This is a genomic window from Methylocystis heyeri (assembly GCF_004802635.2).
In the GTDB taxonomy this organism is placed as follows: Bacteria; Pseudomonadota; Alphaproteobacteria; order Rhizobiales; family Beijerinckiaceae; genus Methylocystis; species Methylocystis heyeri.
Genome location: NZ_CP046052.1, coordinates 3,927,174 through 3,944,470, shown reverse-complemented (window position 1 = coordinate 3,944,470; position 17,297 = coordinate 3,927,174). Strand labels below are relative to the sequence as shown.

Genomic DNA, 17,297 nt, shown 5'->3' with positions numbered 1-17,297 from the left:
GGTACGGCCGTCTCTTTCGCCCTCTTCCCGCTCGGGTCGAAGGACTGAAACAAAGCGAACCCGGTAGACGCGTTCGCTTTGTGGGTTGCCGAAGCCTCCCTTTTTGGGGGAGGCCACGATCGTAGACCGCCGGGTGGGGGTCCGCGCCGCTGGCGCCCTAGACGATCAGTAGTGTTCTTCGAAGCGCTTGGCGAGGTCGTCGATATTCTCGGGCGGCCAGCCCGCGACTTCCATGCCGAGATGCAGCCCCATCTGCGCCAGCACTTCTTTGATTTCGTTGAGCGACTTGCGGCCGAAGTTCGGCGTGCGGAGCATTTCCGCTTCCGACTTCTGGATCAGGTCGCCGATGTAGACGATGTTGTCGTTCTTGAGGCAGTTGGCCGAACGCACCGAAAGCTCGAGCTCGTCGACCTTCTTGAGCAGCGCAGGGTTGAAGGCGAGCTGCGGGATCGACGGCGCAGCCTCTTCGCGGCGCGGCTCGTCGAAATTGACGAACACATTGAGCTGGTCCTGCAGGATGCGGGCGGCGAAAGCCACGGCGTCCTCCGGGCTGATCGAGCGGTTGGTCTCGATCGTCAGGGTGAGCTTGTCATAGTCGAGCACCTGGCCTTCGCGGGTGTTTTCGACGCGATAGCTCACTTTTTTCACCGGGGAGTAAAGGCTGTCCACGGGAATGAGGCCGATCGGGGCGTCCTCGGCGCGATTGCGCTCCGCGGGGACATAGCCCTTGCCGGTGGAGATGGTGAATTCGATGCGGATTTCCGCACCCTCGTCGAGCGAGCAGATGACGAGCTCGGGGTTGAGAATCTGCACGTCGCCGGTGGTCTGGATGTCGCCGGCCGTGACAGCTCCCGGTCCCTGCTTCTTCAGGGTCAGGCGCTTGGGGCCTTCGCCGTGATATTTGACGGCGATGTCCTTGATGTTGAGTACGATGTCGGTTACGTCCTCACGGACGCCGGGAATCGAAGAGAATTCGTGGAGAACCCCGTCGATGTGAATCGACGTGATCGCGGCGCCCTGCAGGGACGAGAGCAGGATGCGGCGAAGAGAGTTGCCGAGCGTCTGACCAAAGCCGCGCTCCAGCGGCTCGGCGATAGCCGTCGCATACCGGCGCGGATCGTCGCCCGGAATGACGACGAGCTTGTTCGGCTTGATGAGTTCCTGCCAGTTTTTCTGGATGCTCACTTGGGCGCCTTTCCTAGAGCTTCTCGGTTGCGGCGCCGGCGGATGCCGGCCGGAGCGCGCGGAAATCGGTATTTGAAACTTTGGGCGGCGGCGCCCGGCCGCCGCCCGACGAGACGGCTCCGGGCCCCGGCGCGCCCTATGGATCAGACGCGGCGACGCTTGCGCGGACGGCAACCATTATGCGGAATCGGGGTGACGTCGCGGATCGACGTGACGGTGAAGCCGGCCGCCTGCAGCGCGCGCAACGCCGACTCGCGACCCGAACCCGGACCGGAGACTTCGACTTCCAGCGACCGCACGCCATGCTCGCCGGCCTTGCGCGCCGCATCTTCCGCCGCCATCTGGGCCGCATAGGGGGTCGATTTTCTCGAGCCCTTGAAGCCCATCGTGCCCGCCGAAGACCACGACACCGTATTGCCCTGGGCGTCGGTGATGGTGATCATGGTGTTGTTGAAGGTCGAGTTCACATGCGCCACGCCGGAGACGATGTTCTTTCTCTCCCGGCGGCGAACGCGGGTGGTTTCCTTAGCCATTTTTGTGTCCTTCGAGCGCGCCCGTAATGCCAGGCGCTAGGGGGTGTGAAAACGGGGGCGCGCTCTGCGGCCCCCTCTATCCGGATGCGCGAAAAACGCGCTTCAGCCGGATTACTTCTTCTTGCCGGCGATCGGCTTGGCCTTGCCCTTGCGCGTGCGGGCGTTGGTGTGGGTGCGCTGGCCGCGCACCGGAAGCTGCCGGCGATGGCGCAGACCGCGGTAGCAGCCGAGATCCATGAGGCGCTTGATGTTGATCGCCACTTCGCGGCGGAGATCGCCTTCCACGAGATAGTCGCGATCGATGGCCTCGCGGATCTGAAGCACCTCGGCGTCGGTGAGCTGCGCCACGCGGCGCTCGGCCGGAATGTTCACTTTTTCGCAGATTTCCTGCGCGATCCTGGGTCCGACCCCGTGGATATACTGCAGCGCGATGACGACGCGCTTATTGGTCGGAATGTTGACGCCTGCTATACGGGCCAATTTTTCGCTCCATGTGCCGCGCCGCGAGCGGCGGCGCCTGAATGTCGCGGCGTTTTGTACGCCGCATTCCCTGCGTCCGGTGGAGGCCGGCCCATGCAGGTTGCTCGAACGCAAAAATGGAAGCTCCCGGCGACCGGGCGCTCCCCTTCACTAGCGTTCTTTGGCGATAACGAGCGTTTACCGCAGAGTCAAGACAAAAAAGAGACTTTTATGCCGGCGGGGATGCGCGCACGCCGACACTGCGGATGAGCCGGAGTCTACCCGAATTTTCGTTGTGCGTCCAAGCCCAAACCTAGTCCGACGGCCCCAAAAAGATCGCCCTCGACGATCCTGGCTCGTGGAGTGAGAGCCGTAACCGCCTCGCGCACCGCTGGAACAGCCGTCGATCCCCCGGTGAGAAAGACGACGTCGATGCGTTCGGCGCTCAAACCCGCGGACTCCAGCGTCGCCCCGAGGCAGGCGGAGAGCTGCCCCAGCCTGTCGGCGATCGCGTCCCGCAGATCGCCCGGAGTGACCGGCGCGGAAAGGCCCGGCTCTATTTCGGCAAGGTCGACCGCGGCGCGGTCCCGCGCGGAAAGCTCGATTTTCGCAGCCTCGACTGCAAGAGCGATCGAGTGCCCCCTCTTGTTCTCGATCACGCCGATCAGCCTTTCGATCAGTTCTGGGGACAGCGAGTCGCGCAAAAGGCTTTGCAACTCCCGCCCGACCTCGGGCTTGTAGAGAAAGTTGATCCGGTGCCAGGTCGAAAGATCCACGAAAAAGGCATTGGGAACCGGTAATATCTTATGGCCGAAATCCCCCCGTCTTTCGGAGCGAGAACCGAGCAGCGGCATCACCTTGCGCAGGCTCAGCAGGCGGTCGATGTCCGTGCCGCCGATATGGACGCCTTTGTTCGCCAGCACATCCGCGCTGCGGTCTTCTCGCCGCCGGCCTTCGGGAGAGACCCGCACCACCGAAAAATCCGATGTGCCACCCCCTATGTCGGCGATGAGAGCATATTGCTCCTCATTGACAGTTCGTTCATAGGCGAGCGCCGCGGCGATGGGTTCGTATTGAAAGTCGATCTCACGGAACCCTTGGGCCCTCGCGATCTCCTCCAGAGCGTCGCGCGCGCTGCGGTCCGCCGCCGGATTATCGTCAACGAAATGAACCGGCCGCCCGAGGACGACCCGCTCGATTTCCGCCCCTGCAGCGCGTTCGGCCTCGGCTTTCAGCCGCCCCAGCACGAGTCCGATGATGTCCTTGAAGCTATAGACCCGGCTTTTGATCCGGGTGGTCTCTTCCATCAGGCTCCCGCCCAGGATGGACTTCAGGCTGCGCATCAGCCGGCCTTCCGCGCCCTCGACATAGCGGCGTATCGCGGCGCGGCCGAAACAGGCCGAGCCGTCAGAGAACTCGAAGAAAATGGCGCTCGGAAGCGTCCTGCTCTCCCCCTCTACGGGGACGAGTTCAATCTGGTCGCCGAACCGGCACGCGACGGTAGAATTCGAGGTGCCGAAATCCAGCCCGCAAAAATTCTTGTGAGCCATGGTCGTTGCTGTAGTTGAGCCCGCGGGATTCCTTACGCCGGAACGGATCGTTCAGGCGAAGAAACATCGCGTCTGATTGGGGAGGCGGAGCGCATTCCCTCGGTAAAGCCTGTCAACTTTCCCGCAGAACGCTCGCGAGCGTCGCATATGGGCGTGTAGAACGCAGCTTCGAGAGGAATGGCCCGACGGATCGAAGCGAGGACCCTAAGAGCCGGGACCGCAGTCGAGGGGCCGTTTGTCGCGGGAACGCGCCCAAACTCTCACGCCAGCACGGGCGCCTTGGGCCACGAAGTAGTAGGGGAGGAAGCGCTAATTCCTCTCCAACCCGAGGCGCCCCCCGCTCGCTAGCGCGGGGTCACCCGCCGATCGAATTGTCGATCGCCTCGGCCACGGAGCCGATCGGATCCATTCCATTGACCTGCTTCAGCGCGCCTTTGCCGGAGTAGAAAGCTGAAACCGGCGCGGTTTGCTTACGGTAGGCGTCGAGGCGAATCTTCAGGCTCTCCGGATTGTCGTCGGCGCGCACTTGCCCGCCGGCGGCAAGCGTCTCCTTCACGCGATTTTCCACGCGGTTGAGAAGCTCCGTTTCATCCACGACGAGTTCGACGACGGCGTCGAGCGCGAGATTTCTCTTTTGCAGCAACGCATCCAACGCCTCGGCCTGGGCTACGGTACGGGGGAAACCGTCGAGAATAAAGCCGCCGGCCGCATCGGGAGCGCCGATTCGTTGATCGATCAGGTCGATGACCAGCTGATCCGGGACGAGTTCGCCCCGGTTCATGATCTCCTTGGCCTGATTTCCGAGCGCCGAACCGGCTGCAACCGCAGCTCTCAGCATATCCCCGGTAGAAAGTTGCACGATCCCGTATTTCGCGACTAGCCGGGCTGCCTGTGTGCCCTTGCCGGCGCCCGGAGGGCCAAGCAGTATAAGTCTCATCTTGCTCGCTTCCCGCCCCGAAGCTTGGCTTTGCGAATGAGGCCTTCATACTGCCCCGCCTGCAAATGCCCGTGGATCTGGGCGACGGTGTCCATGGTCACGCTCACCACGATGAGCAGCGAGGTGCCGCCGAAGTAGAATGGGAGATTGGCGTAGGAGATCAATGCCTCCGGCAGCAGGCAGATGATCGCCAGATAGGCGGCGCCCAGCACCGTGATCCGCATGAGGATCGTGTCGATCTCCTTGGCCGTGCGCTCGCCCGGCCGGATGCCAAGCAGGAAGCCGCCGTGCTTCTTCAGATTCTCGGCGGTTTCGGTCGGGTTGAACACGATCGCCGTGTAGAAGAAGGCGAAGAACACGATCAGACCGACGTAGGCGAGCATATACAGCGGCCGGCCATGACCGAAATAGGCGGAGATGGCGCCGAAAATATTGTCGCTGCCCTGGGACTGGTAGAAGTTCGCGATCGTGGTCGGCAGCAGCAGCAGCGAGGAAGCGAAGATCGGCGGAATGACGCCGGACGTGTTCAGCTTCAGCGGCAGGAAGGAGCTCTGCCCTTCGTAGACCCGGTTCCCGTGCTGGCGCTTGGGATAGGTGATCAGCAGGCGGCGCTGCGCGCGCTCCATGAAGACGATGAAGGCGACGACGACGAAGGACATCGCGATGACGCCGATGATCAAGCCGGTGGAGATGGCGCCCTGACGGCCGAGTTCGAGAGTCGAAACGATAGCCGAAGGAAAGGCCGCGACGATGCCCGCGAAGATGATCAGCGATGAACCGTTGCCGATGCCGCGCGAGGTGATCTGCTCGCCGAGCCACATCAGGAACATGGTGCCGCCCACCAGGGTCACCACTGTCGTGAGCCTGAAGAACAGGCCCGGCTCCGTGACGACGCCCTGCTGTCCCTCGAGCCCGATCGCCATGCCATAGGCCTGGAAGGTCGCCAGAACCACGGTGAGGTAGCGGGTGTATTGATTGAGGACCTTGCGGCCCTGTTCGCCCTCTTTCTTTACGGCTTCCAGCGCGGGGATCACGCTCGTCAGCAGCTGAATGATGATCGAGGCCGAGATATAAGGCATGATGTTCAGCGCGAAGATCGCGCGCCGCTGCACGGCGCCGCCGGCGAACATATTGAACAGCTCGAGCACGCCCTTCGACTGGCCGAAGAAGCTCTTCGCGAAGGCGTCCGGATCAATGCCCGGGAGGGGCACATAGGTGCCGAGTCGATAGATGACGAGCGCAGCGAGGGTGAACCAGATGCGCTTTTTCAGCTCTTCGGCCTTGCCGAAGCTGGAGAGACTGACGTTGGCCGCAAGCTGTTCGGCTGCCGATGCCATGAACGAACTCCCCTCTCCGCATTAGCCCGTCGCGGTCGCAGAACCTGCGCGGCGCTCTTTTTGTTTCTTGGACGTCGCGCTACCGGCGACGGCCAGCTTCTATCACTACTCGCAGCCGAGTGCGACAAAAATGAGCAGCGCGAAGGCCTTTAAGGGGCCTTTCGCGCTGCGATTTTACTCTTATTCCGAAGCCGGGGCGGTCAGCAGCTTCACCGTTCCGCCAGCGCCCTCGATGGCGGCGATGGCCGACTTGGATGCCGCCGCGACCTCGAAAGCGAGCTTCGCGGTGATCGCGCCCTGCCCCAGGATCTTGACGCCGTCGCGGGGCTTGGACAAAAGCCCGACGGCGATGAGGGCTTCGTTGGTCACCGGGGACGAAGCTTCGAGCTTGCCGGCGTCCACGAGCTGCTGAATGCGCCCGATGTTCACCTCGTTGTAATCCGTCGAAAACGGATTATGGAAGCCGCGCTTGGGCAGGCGGCGATGCAGAGGCATCTGCCCGCCTTCAAACCCCTTGATCGCGACGCCGGTGCGGGCTTTCTGACCCTTGACGCCGCGCCCGCCGGTCTTGCCTTTTCCAGAACCGATGCCGCGCCCGACGCGCATGCGGTTCTTGGTGGAGCCGGGATTGTCGGAGAGTTCGTTGAGTTTCACCATTGGTCAGCCCCTCTCACTTCCCGTCGACGATCTTGACGAGATGCGCCACCTTGGCGATCAGCCCGCGCACCGCGGGCGTATCGACGAGCGTGCGGCGCCGCCCGATGCGGGTGAGGCCAAGACCCAGAAGGGTTTGGCGCTGACGCTCGGGGCGGCCGATGGCGCTGCCCGTCTGCTCGACCGTTATGGTCTTGTCCGTCGTCATGTCGCTTCCTCCCCTTACGCGTCGGCGGCTTCGGCGTCGACGCCCTGGCGCCGGGCCTGAAGGGCGGAAACCTTGAGCGTGCGCCGGGCCGCGATCGCGCGCGGGGAGTCCTCCCGGGCGAGAGCGTCGAAGGTCGCGCGGATCATGTTGTAGGGGTTCGAGGACCCCTGGCTCTTGGCCACGACGTCATGGACGCCGAGCGTCTCGAAGACAGCGCGCATCGGGCCGCCCGCGATGATGCCCGTGCCGGGAGGGGCGGCGCGCAGCACGACCCGGCCAGCGCCATGGCGGCCGTTCACGTCGTGGTGCAGGGTCCGGCCTTCACGCAGCGGAACCCGGATCAACCCGCGCTTTGCGGCTTCCGTAGCCTTGCGGATCGCCTCGGGAACCTCGCGGGCCTTGCCATGGCCGAATCCGACCCGGCCCTTCTGGTCGCCGACGACGACCAGGGCCGCGAAGCCGAAACGCCGGCCGCCCTTCACAACTTTGGCGACGCGATTGATGTGGACCAGACGGTCCACGAATTCGCTGTCGCGCTCTTCCCTGTCGCGGTCGCGACCGCGACCGCCTTCCGATTCACGCGCCATTTTTCTCTTTTCCGTCACTTACGCGGCCGCAGCGGCCGCTCGCTTCGAATTGGATCGAAACAGGCCCCGTCGAGGACCCGTTTCGAGATATCAGAACTCCAGGCCGCCTTCGCGCGCGCCCTCGGCGAGAGCTTTGACGCGGCCGTGATACATATAGGAGCCGCGATCGAACACCACGGTCTTCACGCCCTTGGCGGCGGCCCGCTCGGCGATCAGCTTGCCGACGACCTTGGCGGCGTCGATATTCGCGCCGGATTTGAGGGCTTCCCGGTTCGCCTTCTCGATCGAAGACGCAGAAGCGACCGTGACGCCGCTCTCATCGTCGATGATCTGGGCGTAGATCTGCTTGGAGGAGCGAAAAACCGACAAACGCGGGCGACCATAGGCGCGTTCGCGGATCGCCCGGCGGACGCGCTGCTTGCGCCTTTTTTCGAGTTGAATGTCCCTGGCCATGGCGGCGATCCTTACTTCTTCTTGCCTTCCTTGCGGAAGATGAATTCGTTGGCATATTTCACGCCCTTGCCCTTATAGGGCTCGGGTCCGCGCAACGCCCGGATTTCCGCGGCGATCTGACCGACCTGACGCTTGTCGATGCCGGAGATCGTGATTTCGGTCGGTTTGGGCGTTACGATCGTGATCCCGGCCGGGATGGGGTAGTTCACGTCGTGAGAATAGCCCAGCGCCAGTTGCAGGGTTTTGCCCTGCACCGCGGCGCGATAGCCGACGCCGTTGATTTCGAGCTTCTTTTCAAAGCCCGCAGTCACGCCGACGACGAGGTTGTTGACCTGGGCGCGCGACGTGCCCCAAAGGGCGCGGGCGCGCTTGGTTTCATTGCGCGGGTCCACCTTGATCGCATTGTCCTGATAGACGACAGAAACGTCGTCCGGAACGCGAAACTCGAGCTGACCCTTGGCGCCCTTAACGGAAACAAGCTGGCCGTCGACCTTGGCGGTGACGCCGGCTGGAATGACGACGGGCTTTTTGCCGATACGAGACATGACATATAATCCTGTATGGTAGGTTCTTGCCGAGGTCAGAAGACCTTGCACAAAACCTCGCCCCCGACATTCTGCTCGCGGGCCGTGTGGTCCGCCATCACGCCCTTCGGCGTCGAAACGATGGTCACGCCCAAGCCGTTGGCCACGCGCGGCACGCTGTTGACGTCGGCGTAAACGCGACGTCCGGGGCGCGAAACACGCTCGATCTGCTTGATGACGGGCTGACCGTCGAAATATTTGAGCTCGATCTCAAACTCGGTGCGCCCGTTGCCGAAGTCGGTCGAGCTGTAGCCGCGGATGTAACCCTCGTCCTTGAGAACGTCGAGAACATGGGCGCGCAGCTTGGAGCCGGGCGACGAAACCTTCTCTTTCCGACGCATCTGGGCGTTGCGGATACGGGTGAGCAAATCGCCCAACGGATCGTTGATAGCCATTCCTCTTCCCCTTACCAGCTGGACTTCACGAGGCCGGGCACGAGGCCGCGAGAGCCGAGTTCACGCAACGCAATGCGCGACATTTTCAGTTTGCGGTAGAACGCGCGCGGGCGACCGGAGACCTCGCAACGATTGCGAACCCGGTTCGGAGCGGAGTTGCGCGGCAGCTCGGCGAGCTTCAGCCGCGCTTCGAAACGCTCTTCCGCCGAGAGGCTCTGATCGGCGGCGGCCTCCTTCAGCCGGGCCCTGCGGCCGGCGAGCGCTTTTACCAGCTTCGCCTTCCGCTTGTTATTCTCTATCGCGCTCTTTTTGGCCATTTTTTTGCCTTTTCAGTTGCCGCGTTTGAAGCCCAGGGGCTTCACTGCCGGAACGGGAAATTGAACGCCTTCAGCAAGGCGCGCGCCTCTTCGTCGGTCTTGGCCGTCGTGCAGACGATGACGTCCATGCCGAGGATCGATTCTGCCTTGTCGTAGTCGATCTCGGGGAACACGATGTGCTCCTTGATGCCGAGCGCATAATTGCCCCGGCCGTCGAACGACTTCGGGTTGAGGCCGCGGAAATCGCGAACGCGCGGAAGCGCAATCGTGATCAGGCGGTCCAGGAACTCGTACATGCGGGTCTTGCGCAGGGTCACCTTGGCGCCGATCGGCATGTTTTCGCGGACCTTGAAGGTCGAGATCGCCTGCCGGGCGCGGGTGATCACCGGCTTCTGGCCGGCGATGAGCGCGAGATCGCCCGCCGCCGCCGTGACCTTCTTGGAATCGTTGACCGCTTCGCCTACGCCCATGTTGAGGACGATCTTGTCGATCACCGGCACTTCAAACTGGTTCTTGTAGCCGAAACGCTTGGTCATCTCGGCGCGGACCACTTCCTCGAAGTGCTGCTTCATGCGCGGCGTATAGCCGGCGGGACCGGCGGCCTTGGGCGCATGATCGGTGTCGACGGAAGAAGTCGCGGCCTTGGCCTTCGAGCCCTTCTTCGCCTCGGCGTCGCCGCTGCCGGCTTTCGCGGCTTTCGCGGCCTTCGGCTTCTTTTCCTCAGCCATCGATCTGTTCTCCGGAACGCTTGGCGACGCGGACCTTGCGGCCGTCGTCGAGAATCTTGAACCCGACGCGAGTCGGCTTGCCGTCCTTGGGATCGGCGATTGCGATGTTCGAAAGGTCGATCGGGGCCGATTTCGTCACGATGCCGGCTTCGCGATCCTTGGTCTGGCGCTGATGGCGCTTGACCTGGTTCACGCCCTCGACGATCGCGCGCCCTTCGGTGGGATCGACCTTGACGACCTCGCCCGTGCGGCCCTTGTCACGGCCGGCGAGAACGACGACCTTGTCGCCCTTCTTTATCTTCGCGGCCATTACAGCACCTCCGGAGCGAGCGAAATGATCTTCATGTGATTCTTTGCGCGGAGCTCGCGAGGAACCGGTCCGAAGATACGGGTGCCGATCGGCTCCTTCTGGTTGTTGATGAGCACGGCCGCGTTGGAATCGAACCGGATGGTCGAGCCGTCCGCGCGCTTGATGTCCTTGGCGGTGCGGACCACCACGGCCTTCAGCACGTCGCCCTTCTTGACGCGGCCGCGCGGAATCGCCTCCTTGATGGACACGACGATGATGTCGCCCACGCCGGCATATTTACGCTTCGAACCGCCCAGCACCTTGATGCACATGACCCGGCGCGCGCCGGAATTGTCGGCGACATCGAGATTTGTCTGCATCTGAATCATGGCTTACCCGCCTCTTCTCTCCGGTCTGGTTTCGGCCCTCGCCGACTTCGTCCGGAATTTTCATTTACGCCCGCAGCGTTTAGGCCTTGGGAGCGTTTTCAACGACGCGCCAACGCTTCAACCTGGAGATCGGCGCGGTTTCCTCGATCGTAACCTCGTCGCCGACCTTGAAGGCGTTGGCTTCGTCATGCGCGTGATAGTTCTTGGTCCGTCGCACCGTCTTCTGAAACAGAGGATGGGTGAAACGGCGCTCGACCTTGACCACGACGGTCTTGTCCTGCTTGTCGCTGACGACAATGCCCTGGAGAATTCGCTTCGGCATGGCGGCCACTCAACCTTGCTGCTGGTCGCGCTTCTGCGCGGCGATTGTCTTGACCCGGGCAATATCGCGCCGGACGACGCGAACCCGCGATGTGTTTTCGAGTTGTCCCGAAGCGCGCTGGAAGCGGAGGTTGAACTGCTCCTTTTTCAGCTTCAGGATTTCTTCGTTCAATTGATCCTCGGTGAGCGCGCGAAGATCGGACAAATGCTGCGTTGTCTTCATAATGTCAAATCCTCACTCGGCGATGCGCTCGATAAAGCGCGTTTTGATCGGCAATTTCGCCGCGGCGAGCGTCAGGGCCTCGCGAGCGAGAGGGGCCGGCACGCCGTCGATCTCGAACATGATTCGGCCGGGCGCGACGCGCACAGCCCAATATTCGGGCGCGCCCTTGCCCTTACCCATACGCACTTCGGTCGGCTTCGCCGATATCGGCACGTCGGGGAAAATGCGGATCCAGACGCGACCCGCGCGCTTCATGTGGCGGGTCATCGCGCGGCGCGCCGCTTCGATCTGGCGTGCGGTGATGCGCTCCGGCTCGAGGGCCTTCAGGCCGAACTGACCGAAGTTCAGCGTGAAGCCGCCCTTTGCGGCGCCGTGGATGCGGCCTTTGAAGGCCTTGCGGAACTTCGTGCGTTTGGGCTGCAACATGATGTCGAACTCTCGAATCCGGCTCTGAGGCCCGCGTCGTCGATCTTTCGAGGCGGGCTTGAAGTAAATTCCGCTTTACGCGGCGTCTCTCGGCTCGCGCCGCCGACCCCGATCACGGTCGCGCTCGCCGCGCTCCCTTTCACCGTGGTGGTCGCCGCTCGCCGCCTGCTCTGCGAAGCGCTTGTCCTGGGCCATCGGATCGTGCTCCAGGATTTCGCCCTTGAAGACCCAGACCTTGATGCCGCAGGCGCCATAAGCGGTATGGGCCGTGGCGACGCCGTAATCGACATCCGCGCGCAGCGTATGCAGCGGCACGCGGCCTTCACGGTACCATTCCAGGCGAGCGATTTCCGCGCCGCCGAGACGTCCCGAGCAATTGATGCGGATGCCCTGCGCGCCGAGGCGCATCGCGGACTGCACCGCCCGCTTCATGGCGCGGCGGAAGGCCACGCGGCGCTCAAGCTGCTGGGCGATCGAATCGGCCACCAGGGTCGCCTCGATCTCCGGCTTGCGCACTTCCACGATATTGATGACGACCTCGCTGCCGGTGAGTTTGCCCACGAGCTTGCGGATCTTGTCGATGTCGGCGCCCTTCTTGCCGATCACGACGCCGGGACGCGCCGAATAGATCGTGACGCGGCACTTCTTGTGCGGACGTTCGATCACGATGCGCGATACGGCCGCCTGCTTTAGAGTCTTGGCGACTGCTTCGCGAATCGCGATGTCTTCGTGAAGAAGCTTCGCATATTCGCCCTTGGACGCGAACCAGCGCGAATCCCAAGTGCGGTTGACGCCGAGACGGAGCCCGATCGGATTGACCTTCTGACCCATGACGAGCTCCTTTAAGCCTGCGCTTCGACTTCGCGGACGATGATCGTGAGGTTCGAGAAAGGCTTCTCGACCCGGCTGGCCCGGCCGCGGGCGCGCGCATGGAAGCGCTTCATGACGAGCGCCTTGCCGACGAACGCCTGGGACACGACGAGATCGTCGACGTCGAGACCGTGGTTGTTCTCCGCGTTGGCGATGGCGCTTTCGAGAGTCTTCTTGACTTCCAGCGCGCTGCGCTTGCGGGAAAATTCAAGATCAGCGAGAGCGCGGTCGACCTTCTTGCCCCGGATGAGCTGGGCGAGGAGATTGAGCTTTTGCGGCGAAACGCGGAGCATGCGCGCCACGGCCTTCGCCTCGTTTTCCGCAGTGCGTGGCGGATTATTGGGCTTGGACATCGCCTCTAGCCTCTCTTGGACTTCTTGTCCGCCGCATGGCCATGAAAGGTGCGAGTCGGAGCAAATTCGCCGAACTTATGCCCGATCATGTCTTCGCTGACATTAACCGGAACGTGCTTGTGGCCGTTGTGGACGCCGAAGGTGAGGCCCACGAACTGCGGCAGGATGGTGGAGCGACGGCTCCACATCTTGATGACTTCCGAGCGGCCCGAGCTACGCGACGCGTCGGCTTTCTTCAGCAGATAGCCGTCGACGAACGGACCTTTCCAGATAGAGCGAGCCATGGATCAGCCCTTCTTCTTGCGCGCGTGCCGCGAGGACACGATGAAACGATCGGTGGATTTGTTGGAGCGGGTCTTCTTTCCCTTGGTCGGCTTGCCCCAGGGAGTGACCGGATGACGGCCGCCCGATGTGCGGCCTTCGCCGCCGCCGTGCGGATGGTCGATCGGGTTCATCGTCACGCCGCGATTGTGCGGGCGACGGCCGAGCCAGCGCGAGCGGCCCGCCTTGCCGATCGAGATGTTCATGTGGTCGGGATTGGACACCGATCCGATGGTGGCGAAGCACTGGCCATGAACCAGGCGTTGCTCGCCCGAGTTGAGGCGCAGAATGACATAGCCCTGGTCACGACCGACGATCTGGGCGTAGGTCCCGGCCGAACGTGCGATCGCGCCGCCCTTGCCGATCTTCATCTCCACATTGTGGACGATGGTGCCGACCGGGATGTTCGCCGCCGGCATGGCGTTGCCGGGCTTCACGTCGACCTGCTGTCCGGACACGACCTCGTCGCCGACCGCAAGACGCTGCGGCGCGAGGATGTAGGAGAGCTCACCGTCGGCATAGCGGATCAACGCGATGAAGGCGGTGCGGTTCGGATCATATTCGATCCGCTCCACCTTGGCCGCGACGTCCAGCTTACGCCGCTTGAAGTCGACGATGCGATAGGTCTGCTTATGACCGCCGCCACGGAAACGGACCGTCACGCGACCATTGTTGTTCCTGCCGCCCTTGGACGACTGGCCTTCGGTCAGAGTCTTGACCGGCTTGCCCTTGTAGAGGTCTTTGCGGTCCACGATCACGAGCTGGCGAAGGCTCGGGGTGACCGGCTTGAATGTCTTCAGCGCCATCTTCTTGTCCTCGAGTCTTCCCTTAAAGTCCCGTGGTCACGTCGATCTTATGGCCTTCAGCCAAAGTCACGACGGCCTTCTTGAAATCGCTCTGCTTGCCGCGAACGCCGCGGAAAGCCTTGACCTTGCCCTTGCGCACCAGCGTGTTCACGCCTTCGACTTTGACGTCGAACAGCCCTTCGACCGCGGCTTTGATCTGCGGCTTGGTGGCGGTGCGCGCGACCTTGAACACGACCTGGTTGTTCTCGGCGGCCAGCGTCGCTTTCTCCGTGATCACCGGCGCGACGATCACGTCGTAGTGGCGAGGATCCTTGCTCATTTCAGCCGCGCCTCCAGCGCATCGACCGCAGAGCGGGTGAGAACCAGCTTCTCGCGACGAATGATGTCGTAAACATTGACGCCCTCGACCGGGAGCACGTCGATCAGCGGAATATTGCGTGCGGCGAGAGCGAAGTTCGTCTGCAGCGCGGCTCCGTCGATGATCAGAGCGCTCGAAACGCCCGTCTTGTCGAAGCCGGCCTTCAGAACCTTGGTCTTCGGTTCCGCGAGCTGGGCGTTCTCCCACACGATGATCGCGCCGTCCTTGGCCTTGGCCGAGAGCGCGTGCCGAAGGGCGAGCGCCTTCACCTTCTTGGTGAGGTCGTGCTCATGGCTGCGCACCTGGGGGCCGAAGGCGCGGCCGCCGCCGCGGAACTGCGGCACGCGGGCAGAGCCGTGGCGGGCGCCGCCGGTGCCCTTCTGCTTGTACATCTTCTTGCCGGTGCGCGCGATCTCGGCGCGGTTCTTCACCGCATGGGTGCCGGCGCGACGCTTGGCGAGCTGCCAGCGAATGACGCGGGCGATAAGGTCCGCGCGCGGTTCGAGGCCGAAGACCTCATCGGAGAGTTCGATCGAACCGGCCGCCTGACCGTCGAACGACGTGACGTCGATCTTCACGGCTCAGTCCTCCTTCTTTTCTTCTTGGGATTCGGCGGCTTCCGCCAGCCGGTATTTGCCCGGCTTGGGCGCTTCCGCCGGAAGCGCGCGCTTGATGGCGTCGCGCACGAAAATCCAGCCGCCGGCGTGCCCCGGAACCGCGCCTTCCACGAGAACCAGGCCGCGTTCGACATCGGTCTGAACGACCCGCAGATTGAGCGTAGTCACCCGGTCCGTGCCCATGTGGCCGGCCATCTTCTTGTTCTTGAAGGTCTTGCCGGGGTCCTGACGACCACCGGTCGAACCGTGGGAACGATGCGAGACCGAAACGCCGTGGGTGGCGCGCAGTCCGCCGAAGTTCCAGCGCTTCATCGGGCCGGCAAAGCCCTTGCCGATGGAAGTGCCCGTCACGTCGACATATTGGCCGACGACGAAATGATCAGCGGTGATCTCGGCACCCACCGGCAGAAGGTCGGCTTCCTCGACGCGGAACTCCGCGAGCTTCAATTTGGGCTCGACCTTGGCGATGGCGAAACGGCCACGCTCGGCTTTCGAGACATTCTTGACCTTGGCGCGGCCGACGCCGAGCTGAACGGCCGTGTAACCATTCTGCTCCTGGGTCCGGTGCGCGACGACTTGGCAGCCGTCGAGCTTGAGAACCGTGACCGGCACATGTTCGCCCGCATCGGTGAAGATACGGGTCATTCCGACCTTTTGCGCGATGACGCCCGACCGCATGATCCAATTCCTTCGAAGGGCGCGCTCCTACGTCGAGCGGCCCATATTCATTCAACCGACTTAAAGCTTGATCTCGACGTCCACGCCGGCCGCGAGGTCCAGCTTCATCAGAGCGTCGACCGTTTGCGGAGTGGGATCGACGATGTCGAGAACACGCTTATGAGTGCGAATCTCAAACTGCTCGCGCGACTTCTTGTCGATGTGGGGCGAGCGGTTCACCGTGAATTTCTCGATTTTCGTAGGCAGAGGGATCGGCCCCCGTACCTGCGCGCCCGTGCGCTTCGCCGTCGAGACGATTTCCTTCGTCGACGTATCGAGAATCCGGTGATCGAACGCCTTCAGGCGAATCCGGATGTTCTGACCGTTCATTGTCTCTTATCCTCAAGGACCGCGAGCCTTTCGGCTCGCCTTGGGCCGCGAGCCCGAAGGCTCGCGAACTCGGTTTTGTAAGCGAGGCGGGTCGCCTCGCGGTCCAGAATCCGCCTGAATTACTCGATGATCGAGGCGACGACGCCGGCGCCGACGGTGCGGCCGCCTTCACGGATAGCGAAGCGCAGCTTCTCTTCCATGGCGATCGGAACGATCAGCGCCACTTCCATCGCCACGTTGTCGCCCGGCATGACCATCTCGACGCCCTCGGGAAGCGTCACGATGCCGGTCACGTCCGTCGTGCGGAAGTAGAACTGCGGACGATAGTTGGTGAAGAACGGCGTATGACGGCCGCCTTCTTCCTTCGTCAGGATGTAGGCCTCGGCCTTGAACTTGGTGTGCGGCTTCACCGAACCCGGCTTGCACAGAACCTGACCGCGCTCCACGTCCTCGCGCTTGGTGCCGCGCAGCAGGCAGCCCACGTTGTCGCCGGCCTCGCCCTGATCCAGCAGCTTGCGGAACATTTCGACGCCCGTCACGGTCGACTTCACAGTCGCCTTGATGCCGACGATCTCGACTTCCTCGCCGACCTTGATCACGCCGCGCTCGATACGGCCCGTAACCACGGTGCCGCGGCCCGAGATCGAGAACACGTCTTCCACCGGCATCAGGAAGGGCTGATCCTTCGGACGCTCCGGCTGCGGGATATAGGCGTCGACCGTCTGCATCAGCTTCAGGATCGCGTCATGGCCGATCTCGGGGTTCTTGTTCTCGAGAGCGCACAGCGCCGAACCCTTGGTGATCGGAATGTCGTCGCCCGGGAACTCATACTTCGAAAGCAGCTCGCGAACTTCGAGTTCGACCAGCTCCAGAAGCTCCGGATCGTCGACCATGTCGACCTTGTTCAGGAACACGACCAGAGCCGGCACGCCGACCTGACGGGCGAGCAGGATGTGCTCGCGGGTCTGCGGCATCGGGCCGTCGGCGGCCGAAACCACCAGGATCGCGCCGTCCATCTGCGCCGCGCCGGTGATCATGTTCTTCACATAGTCGGCGTGGCCGGGGCAGTCGACGTGAGCGTAGTGGCGGTTCTGGGTCTCGTATTCGACGTGCGCCGTCGAGATCGTGATGCCGCGCGCGCGCTCCTCGGGGGCCTTGTCGATCTGGTCGTAGGCCGTGAAGGTCGCGCCGCCCGACTCAGCCAGAACCTTGGTGATCGCCGCCGTCAGCGAGGTCTTGCCATGGTCGACGTGACCAATCGTCCCGATGTTGCAATGCGGCTTCGTGCGTGAGAACTTTTCCTTGGCCATGGCCAGTCTCCTTAGTCGTTCCTGAAACCCGTCGTAATCG

The 17,297-nt window shown here is 63.0% G+C and carries 28 protein-coding genes; all 28 read right to left on the bottom strand.

Annotated features, from left to right (window positions below; translation table 11 throughout):
- Positions 1-165: 165 nt before the first annotated feature.
- Entirely contained in the window at positions 166-1,185 is a 1,020-nt protein-coding gene (locus H2LOC_RS17785) for a DNA-directed RNA polymerase subunit alpha (protein ID WP_136497372.1), read from the bottom strand.
- A 143-nt stretch (positions 1,186-1,328) separates the two neighbouring features.
- Positions 1,329-1,718, bottom strand: a complete 390-nt coding sequence (gene rpsK / locus H2LOC_RS17780) for a 30S ribosomal protein S11 (protein ID WP_136497373.1) — start codon at positions 1,716-1,718, stop codon at positions 1,329-1,331.
- 111 nt (positions 1,719-1,829) lie between these two features.
- On the bottom strand, positions 1,830-2,198 hold the full coding sequence (gene rpsM, locus H2LOC_RS17775; RefSeq protein ID WP_136497374.1) for a 30S ribosomal protein S13: 369 nt from the start codon (positions 2,196-2,198) through the stop codon (positions 1,830-1,832).
- Positions 2,199-2,455: 257 nt separating this feature from the next.
- Entirely contained in the window at positions 2,456-3,727 is a 1,272-nt protein-coding gene (locus tag H2LOC_RS17770) for an Hsp70 family protein (protein ID WP_154331710.1), read from the bottom strand.
- A 355-nt stretch (positions 3,728-4,082) separates the two neighbouring features.
- A complete protein-coding gene (locus H2LOC_RS17765) occupies positions 4,083-4,664 on the bottom strand; it encodes an adenylate kinase (protein WP_136497375.1) in 582 nt (193 codons plus the stop codon).
- Entirely contained in the window at positions 4,661-6,001 is a 1,341-nt protein-coding gene (gene secY / locus H2LOC_RS17760; RefSeq protein ID WP_136497376.1) for a preprotein translocase subunit SecY, read from the bottom strand. The genes H2LOC_RS17765 and secY overlap by 4 nt, the downstream gene beginning before the upstream one ends.
- Before the next feature lie 180 nt (positions 6,002-6,181).
- Complete coding sequence (rplO, locus tag H2LOC_RS17755) at positions 6,182-6,655, bottom strand: 50S ribosomal protein L15 (RefSeq protein ID WP_136497545.1); 474 nt, start codon at positions 6,653-6,655, stop codon at positions 6,182-6,184.
- Between the two features lie 16 nt (positions 6,656-6,671).
- Positions 6,672-6,863 (bottom strand): 50S ribosomal protein L30, encoded by a 192-nt coding sequence (gene rpmD / locus H2LOC_RS17750; protein ID WP_136497377.1) that lies wholly within the window; start codon positions 6,861-6,863, stop codon positions 6,672-6,674.
- Positions 6,864-6,877: 14 nt separating this feature from the next.
- A complete protein-coding gene (gene rpsE / locus H2LOC_RS17745) occupies positions 6,878-7,450 on the bottom strand; it encodes a 30S ribosomal protein S5 (RefSeq protein ID WP_136497378.1) in 573 nt (190 codons plus the stop codon).
- A gap of 90 nt (positions 7,451-7,540) precedes the next feature.
- Complete coding sequence (rplR, locus tag H2LOC_RS17740; protein WP_136497379.1) at positions 7,541-7,903, bottom strand: 50S ribosomal protein L18; 363 nt, start codon at positions 7,901-7,903, stop codon at positions 7,541-7,543.
- 11 nt (positions 7,904-7,914) lie between these two features.
- The gene (gene rplF / locus H2LOC_RS17735; protein WP_136497380.1) at positions 7,915-8,448 is read right to left on the bottom strand and encodes a 50S ribosomal protein L6; all 534 of its coding nucleotides are present in this window, start codon (positions 8,446-8,448) and stop codon (positions 7,915-7,917) included.
- A gap of 35 nt (positions 8,449-8,483) precedes the next feature.
- Positions 8,484-8,882: a 30S ribosomal protein S8 gene (gene rpsH, locus H2LOC_RS17730; protein WP_136497381.1), complete on the bottom strand. Its 399-nt coding sequence runs from the start codon at positions 8,880-8,882 to the stop codon at positions 8,484-8,486.
- 11 nt (positions 8,883-8,893) lie between these two features.
- Positions 8,894-9,199, bottom strand: coding sequence for a 30S ribosomal protein S14 (gene rpsN, locus H2LOC_RS17725; protein ID WP_136497382.1), 306 nt, complete (start codon positions 9,197-9,199; stop codon positions 8,894-8,896).
- Positions 9,200-9,240: 41 nt separating this feature from the next.
- The gene (rplE, locus tag H2LOC_RS17720; RefSeq protein ID WP_136497383.1) at positions 9,241-9,927 is read right to left on the bottom strand and encodes a 50S ribosomal protein L5; all 687 of its coding nucleotides are present in this window, start codon (positions 9,925-9,927) and stop codon (positions 9,241-9,243) included.
- Positions 9,920-10,237: a 50S ribosomal protein L24 gene (gene rplX / locus H2LOC_RS17715; protein ID WP_136497384.1), complete on the bottom strand. Its 318-nt coding sequence runs from the start codon at positions 10,235-10,237 to the stop codon at positions 9,920-9,922. The genes rplE and rplX overlap by 8 nt, the downstream gene beginning before the upstream one ends.
- Positions 10,237-10,605 carry a 50S ribosomal protein L14 gene (rplN, locus tag H2LOC_RS17710; protein WP_136497385.1) on the bottom strand — a complete coding sequence of 123 codons (369 nt, stop codon included), beginning with the start codon at positions 10,603-10,605 and terminating at the stop codon, positions 10,237-10,239. The genes rplX and rplN overlap by 1 nt, the downstream gene beginning before the upstream one ends.
- Before the next feature lie 79 nt (positions 10,606-10,684).
- Positions 10,685-10,927, bottom strand: a complete 243-nt coding sequence (gene rpsQ / locus H2LOC_RS17705) for a 30S ribosomal protein S17 (protein WP_136497386.1) — start codon at positions 10,925-10,927, stop codon at positions 10,685-10,687.
- A 9-nt stretch (positions 10,928-10,936) separates the two neighbouring features.
- The gene (gene rpmC / locus H2LOC_RS17700) at positions 10,937-11,149 is read right to left on the bottom strand and encodes a 50S ribosomal protein L29 (RefSeq protein ID WP_136497387.1); all 213 of its coding nucleotides are present in this window, start codon (positions 11,147-11,149) and stop codon (positions 10,937-10,939) included.
- A 12-nt stretch (positions 11,150-11,161) separates the two neighbouring features.
- Positions 11,162-11,575, bottom strand: a complete 414-nt coding sequence (gene rplP / locus H2LOC_RS17695) for a 50S ribosomal protein L16 (protein WP_136497388.1) — start codon at positions 11,573-11,575, stop codon at positions 11,162-11,164.
- A gap of 75 nt (positions 11,576-11,650) precedes the next feature.
- Positions 11,651-12,406, bottom strand: a complete 756-nt coding sequence (gene rpsC / locus H2LOC_RS17690; protein ID WP_136497389.1) for a 30S ribosomal protein S3 — start codon at positions 12,404-12,406, stop codon at positions 11,651-11,653.
- 11 nt (positions 12,407-12,417) lie between these two features.
- On the bottom strand, positions 12,418-12,798 hold the full coding sequence (gene rplV / locus H2LOC_RS17685) for a 50S ribosomal protein L22 (RefSeq protein ID WP_136497390.1): 381 nt from the start codon (positions 12,796-12,798) through the stop codon (positions 12,418-12,420).
- Positions 12,799-12,803: 5 nt separating this feature from the next.
- Positions 12,804-13,082: a 30S ribosomal protein S19 gene (gene rpsS / locus H2LOC_RS17680; protein ID WP_136497391.1), complete on the bottom strand. Its 279-nt coding sequence runs from the start codon at positions 13,080-13,082 to the stop codon at positions 12,804-12,806.
- A 3-nt stretch (positions 13,083-13,085) separates the two neighbouring features.
- A complete protein-coding gene (gene rplB, locus H2LOC_RS17675; protein ID WP_136497392.1) occupies positions 13,086-13,925 on the bottom strand; it encodes a 50S ribosomal protein L2 in 840 nt (279 codons plus the stop codon).
- Positions 13,926-13,947: 22 nt separating this feature from the next.
- Entirely contained in the window at positions 13,948-14,244 is a 297-nt protein-coding gene (locus H2LOC_RS17670) for a 50S ribosomal protein L23 (RefSeq protein ID WP_136497393.1), read from the bottom strand.
- Positions 14,241-14,861 (bottom strand): 50S ribosomal protein L4, encoded by a 621-nt coding sequence (rplD, locus tag H2LOC_RS17665; RefSeq protein WP_136497394.1) that lies wholly within the window; start codon positions 14,859-14,861, stop codon positions 14,241-14,243. Before rplD ends, H2LOC_RS17670 begins: the two co-directional genes overlap by 4 nt.
- A 3-nt stretch (positions 14,862-14,864) precedes the next feature.
- Complete coding sequence (rplC, locus tag H2LOC_RS17660) at positions 14,865-15,578, bottom strand: 50S ribosomal protein L3 (RefSeq protein ID WP_136497395.1); 714 nt, start codon at positions 15,576-15,578, stop codon at positions 14,865-14,867.
- 60 nt (positions 15,579-15,638) lie between these two features.
- Complete coding sequence (gene rpsJ / locus H2LOC_RS17655) at positions 15,639-15,947, bottom strand: 30S ribosomal protein S10 (RefSeq protein ID WP_003613511.1); 309 nt, start codon at positions 15,945-15,947, stop codon at positions 15,639-15,641.
- Between the two features lie 119 nt (positions 15,948-16,066).
- On the bottom strand, positions 16,067-17,257 hold the full coding sequence (gene tuf / locus H2LOC_RS17650; protein ID WP_136495663.1) for an elongation factor Tu: 1,191 nt from the start codon (positions 17,255-17,257) through the stop codon (positions 16,067-16,069).
- Positions 17,258-17,297 lie beyond the last annotated feature (40 nt).

Coding starts and splice junctions, on each gene's coding strand:
- H2LOC_RS17670 (WP_136497393.1), bottom strand. CDS start 14,244: ATGAGCAAGGATCCTCGCCACTACGACGTGATCGTCGCGCCGGTGATC.
- rplB (WP_136497392.1), bottom strand. CDS start 13,925: ATGGCGCTGAAGACATTCAAGCCGGTCACCCCGAGCCTTCGCCAGCTC.
- rplE (WP_136497383.1), bottom strand. CDS start 9,927: ATGGCTGAGGAAAAGAAGCCGAAGGCCGCGAAAGCCGCGAAAGCCGGC.
- H2LOC_RS17765 (WP_136497375.1), bottom strand. CDS start 4,664: ATGAGACTTATACTGCTTGGCCCTCCGGGCGCCGGCAAGGGCACACAG.
- tuf (WP_136495663.1), bottom strand. CDS start 17,257: ATGGCCAAGGAAAAGTTCTCACGCACGAAGCCGCATTGCAACATCGGG.
- rplP (WP_136497388.1), bottom strand. CDS start 11,575: ATGTTGCAGCCCAAACGCACGAAGTTCCGCAAGGCCTTCAAAGGCCGC.
- rplC (WP_136497395.1), bottom strand. CDS start 15,578: ATGCGGTCGGGCGTCATCGCGCAAAAGGTCGGAATGACCCGTATCTTC.
- rpsQ (WP_136497386.1), bottom strand. CDS start 10,927: ATGCCGAAGCGAATTCTCCAGGGCATTGTCGTCAGCGACAAGCAGGAC.
- rpsH (WP_136497381.1), bottom strand. CDS start 8,882: ATGGCTATCAACGATCCGTTGGGCGATTTGCTCACCCGTATCCGCAAC.
- rpsC (WP_136497389.1), bottom strand. CDS start 12,406: ATGGGTCAGAAGGTCAATCCGATCGGGCTCCGTCTCGGCGTCAACCGC.
- rplX (WP_136497384.1), bottom strand. CDS start 10,237: ATGGCCGCGAAGATAAAGAAGGGCGACAAGGTCGTCGTTCTCGCCGGC.
- rpmC (WP_136497387.1), bottom strand. CDS start 11,149: ATGAAGACAACGCAGCATTTGTCCGATCTTCGCGCGCTCACCGAGGAT.
- rplV (WP_136497390.1), bottom strand. CDS start 12,798: ATGTCCAAGCCCAATAATCCGCCACGCACTGCGGAAAACGAGGCGAAG.
- rplF (WP_136497380.1), bottom strand. CDS start 8,448: ATGTCTCGTATCGGCAAAAAGCCCGTCGTCATTCCAGCCGGCGTCACC.
- rpmD (WP_136497377.1), bottom strand. CDS start 6,863: ATGACGACGGACAAGACCATAACGGTCGAGCAGACGGGCAGCGCCATC.
- rpsS (WP_136497391.1), bottom strand. CDS start 13,082: ATGGCTCGCTCTATCTGGAAAGGTCCGTTCGTCGACGGCTATCTGCTG.
- rpsJ (WP_003613511.1), bottom strand. CDS start 15,947: ATGAACGGTCAGAACATCCGGATTCGCCTGAAGGCGTTCGATCACCGG.
- rplN (WP_136497385.1), bottom strand. CDS start 10,605: ATGATTCAGATGCAGACAAATCTCGATGTCGCCGACAATTCCGGCGCG.
- secY (WP_136497376.1), bottom strand. CDS start 6,001: ATGGCATCGGCAGCCGAACAGCTTGCGGCCAACGTCAGTCTCTCCAGC.
- rplR (WP_136497379.1), bottom strand. CDS start 7,903: ATGGCCAGGGACATTCAACTCGAAAAAAGGCGCAAGCAGCGCGTCCGC.
- rpsN (WP_136497382.1), bottom strand. CDS start 9,199: ATGGCCAAAAAGAGCGCGATAGAGAATAACAAGCGGAAGGCGAAGCTG.
- H2LOC_RS17770 (WP_154331710.1), bottom strand. CDS start 3,727: ATGGCTCACAAGAATTTTTGCGGGCTGGATTTCGGCACCTCGAATTCT.
- rpsK (WP_136497373.1), bottom strand. CDS start 1,718: ATGGCTAAGGAAACCACCCGCGTTCGCCGCCGGGAGAGAAAGAACATC.
- rpsE (WP_136497378.1), bottom strand. CDS start 7,450: ATGGCGCGTGAATCGGAAGGCGGTCGCGGTCGCGACCGCGACAGGGAA.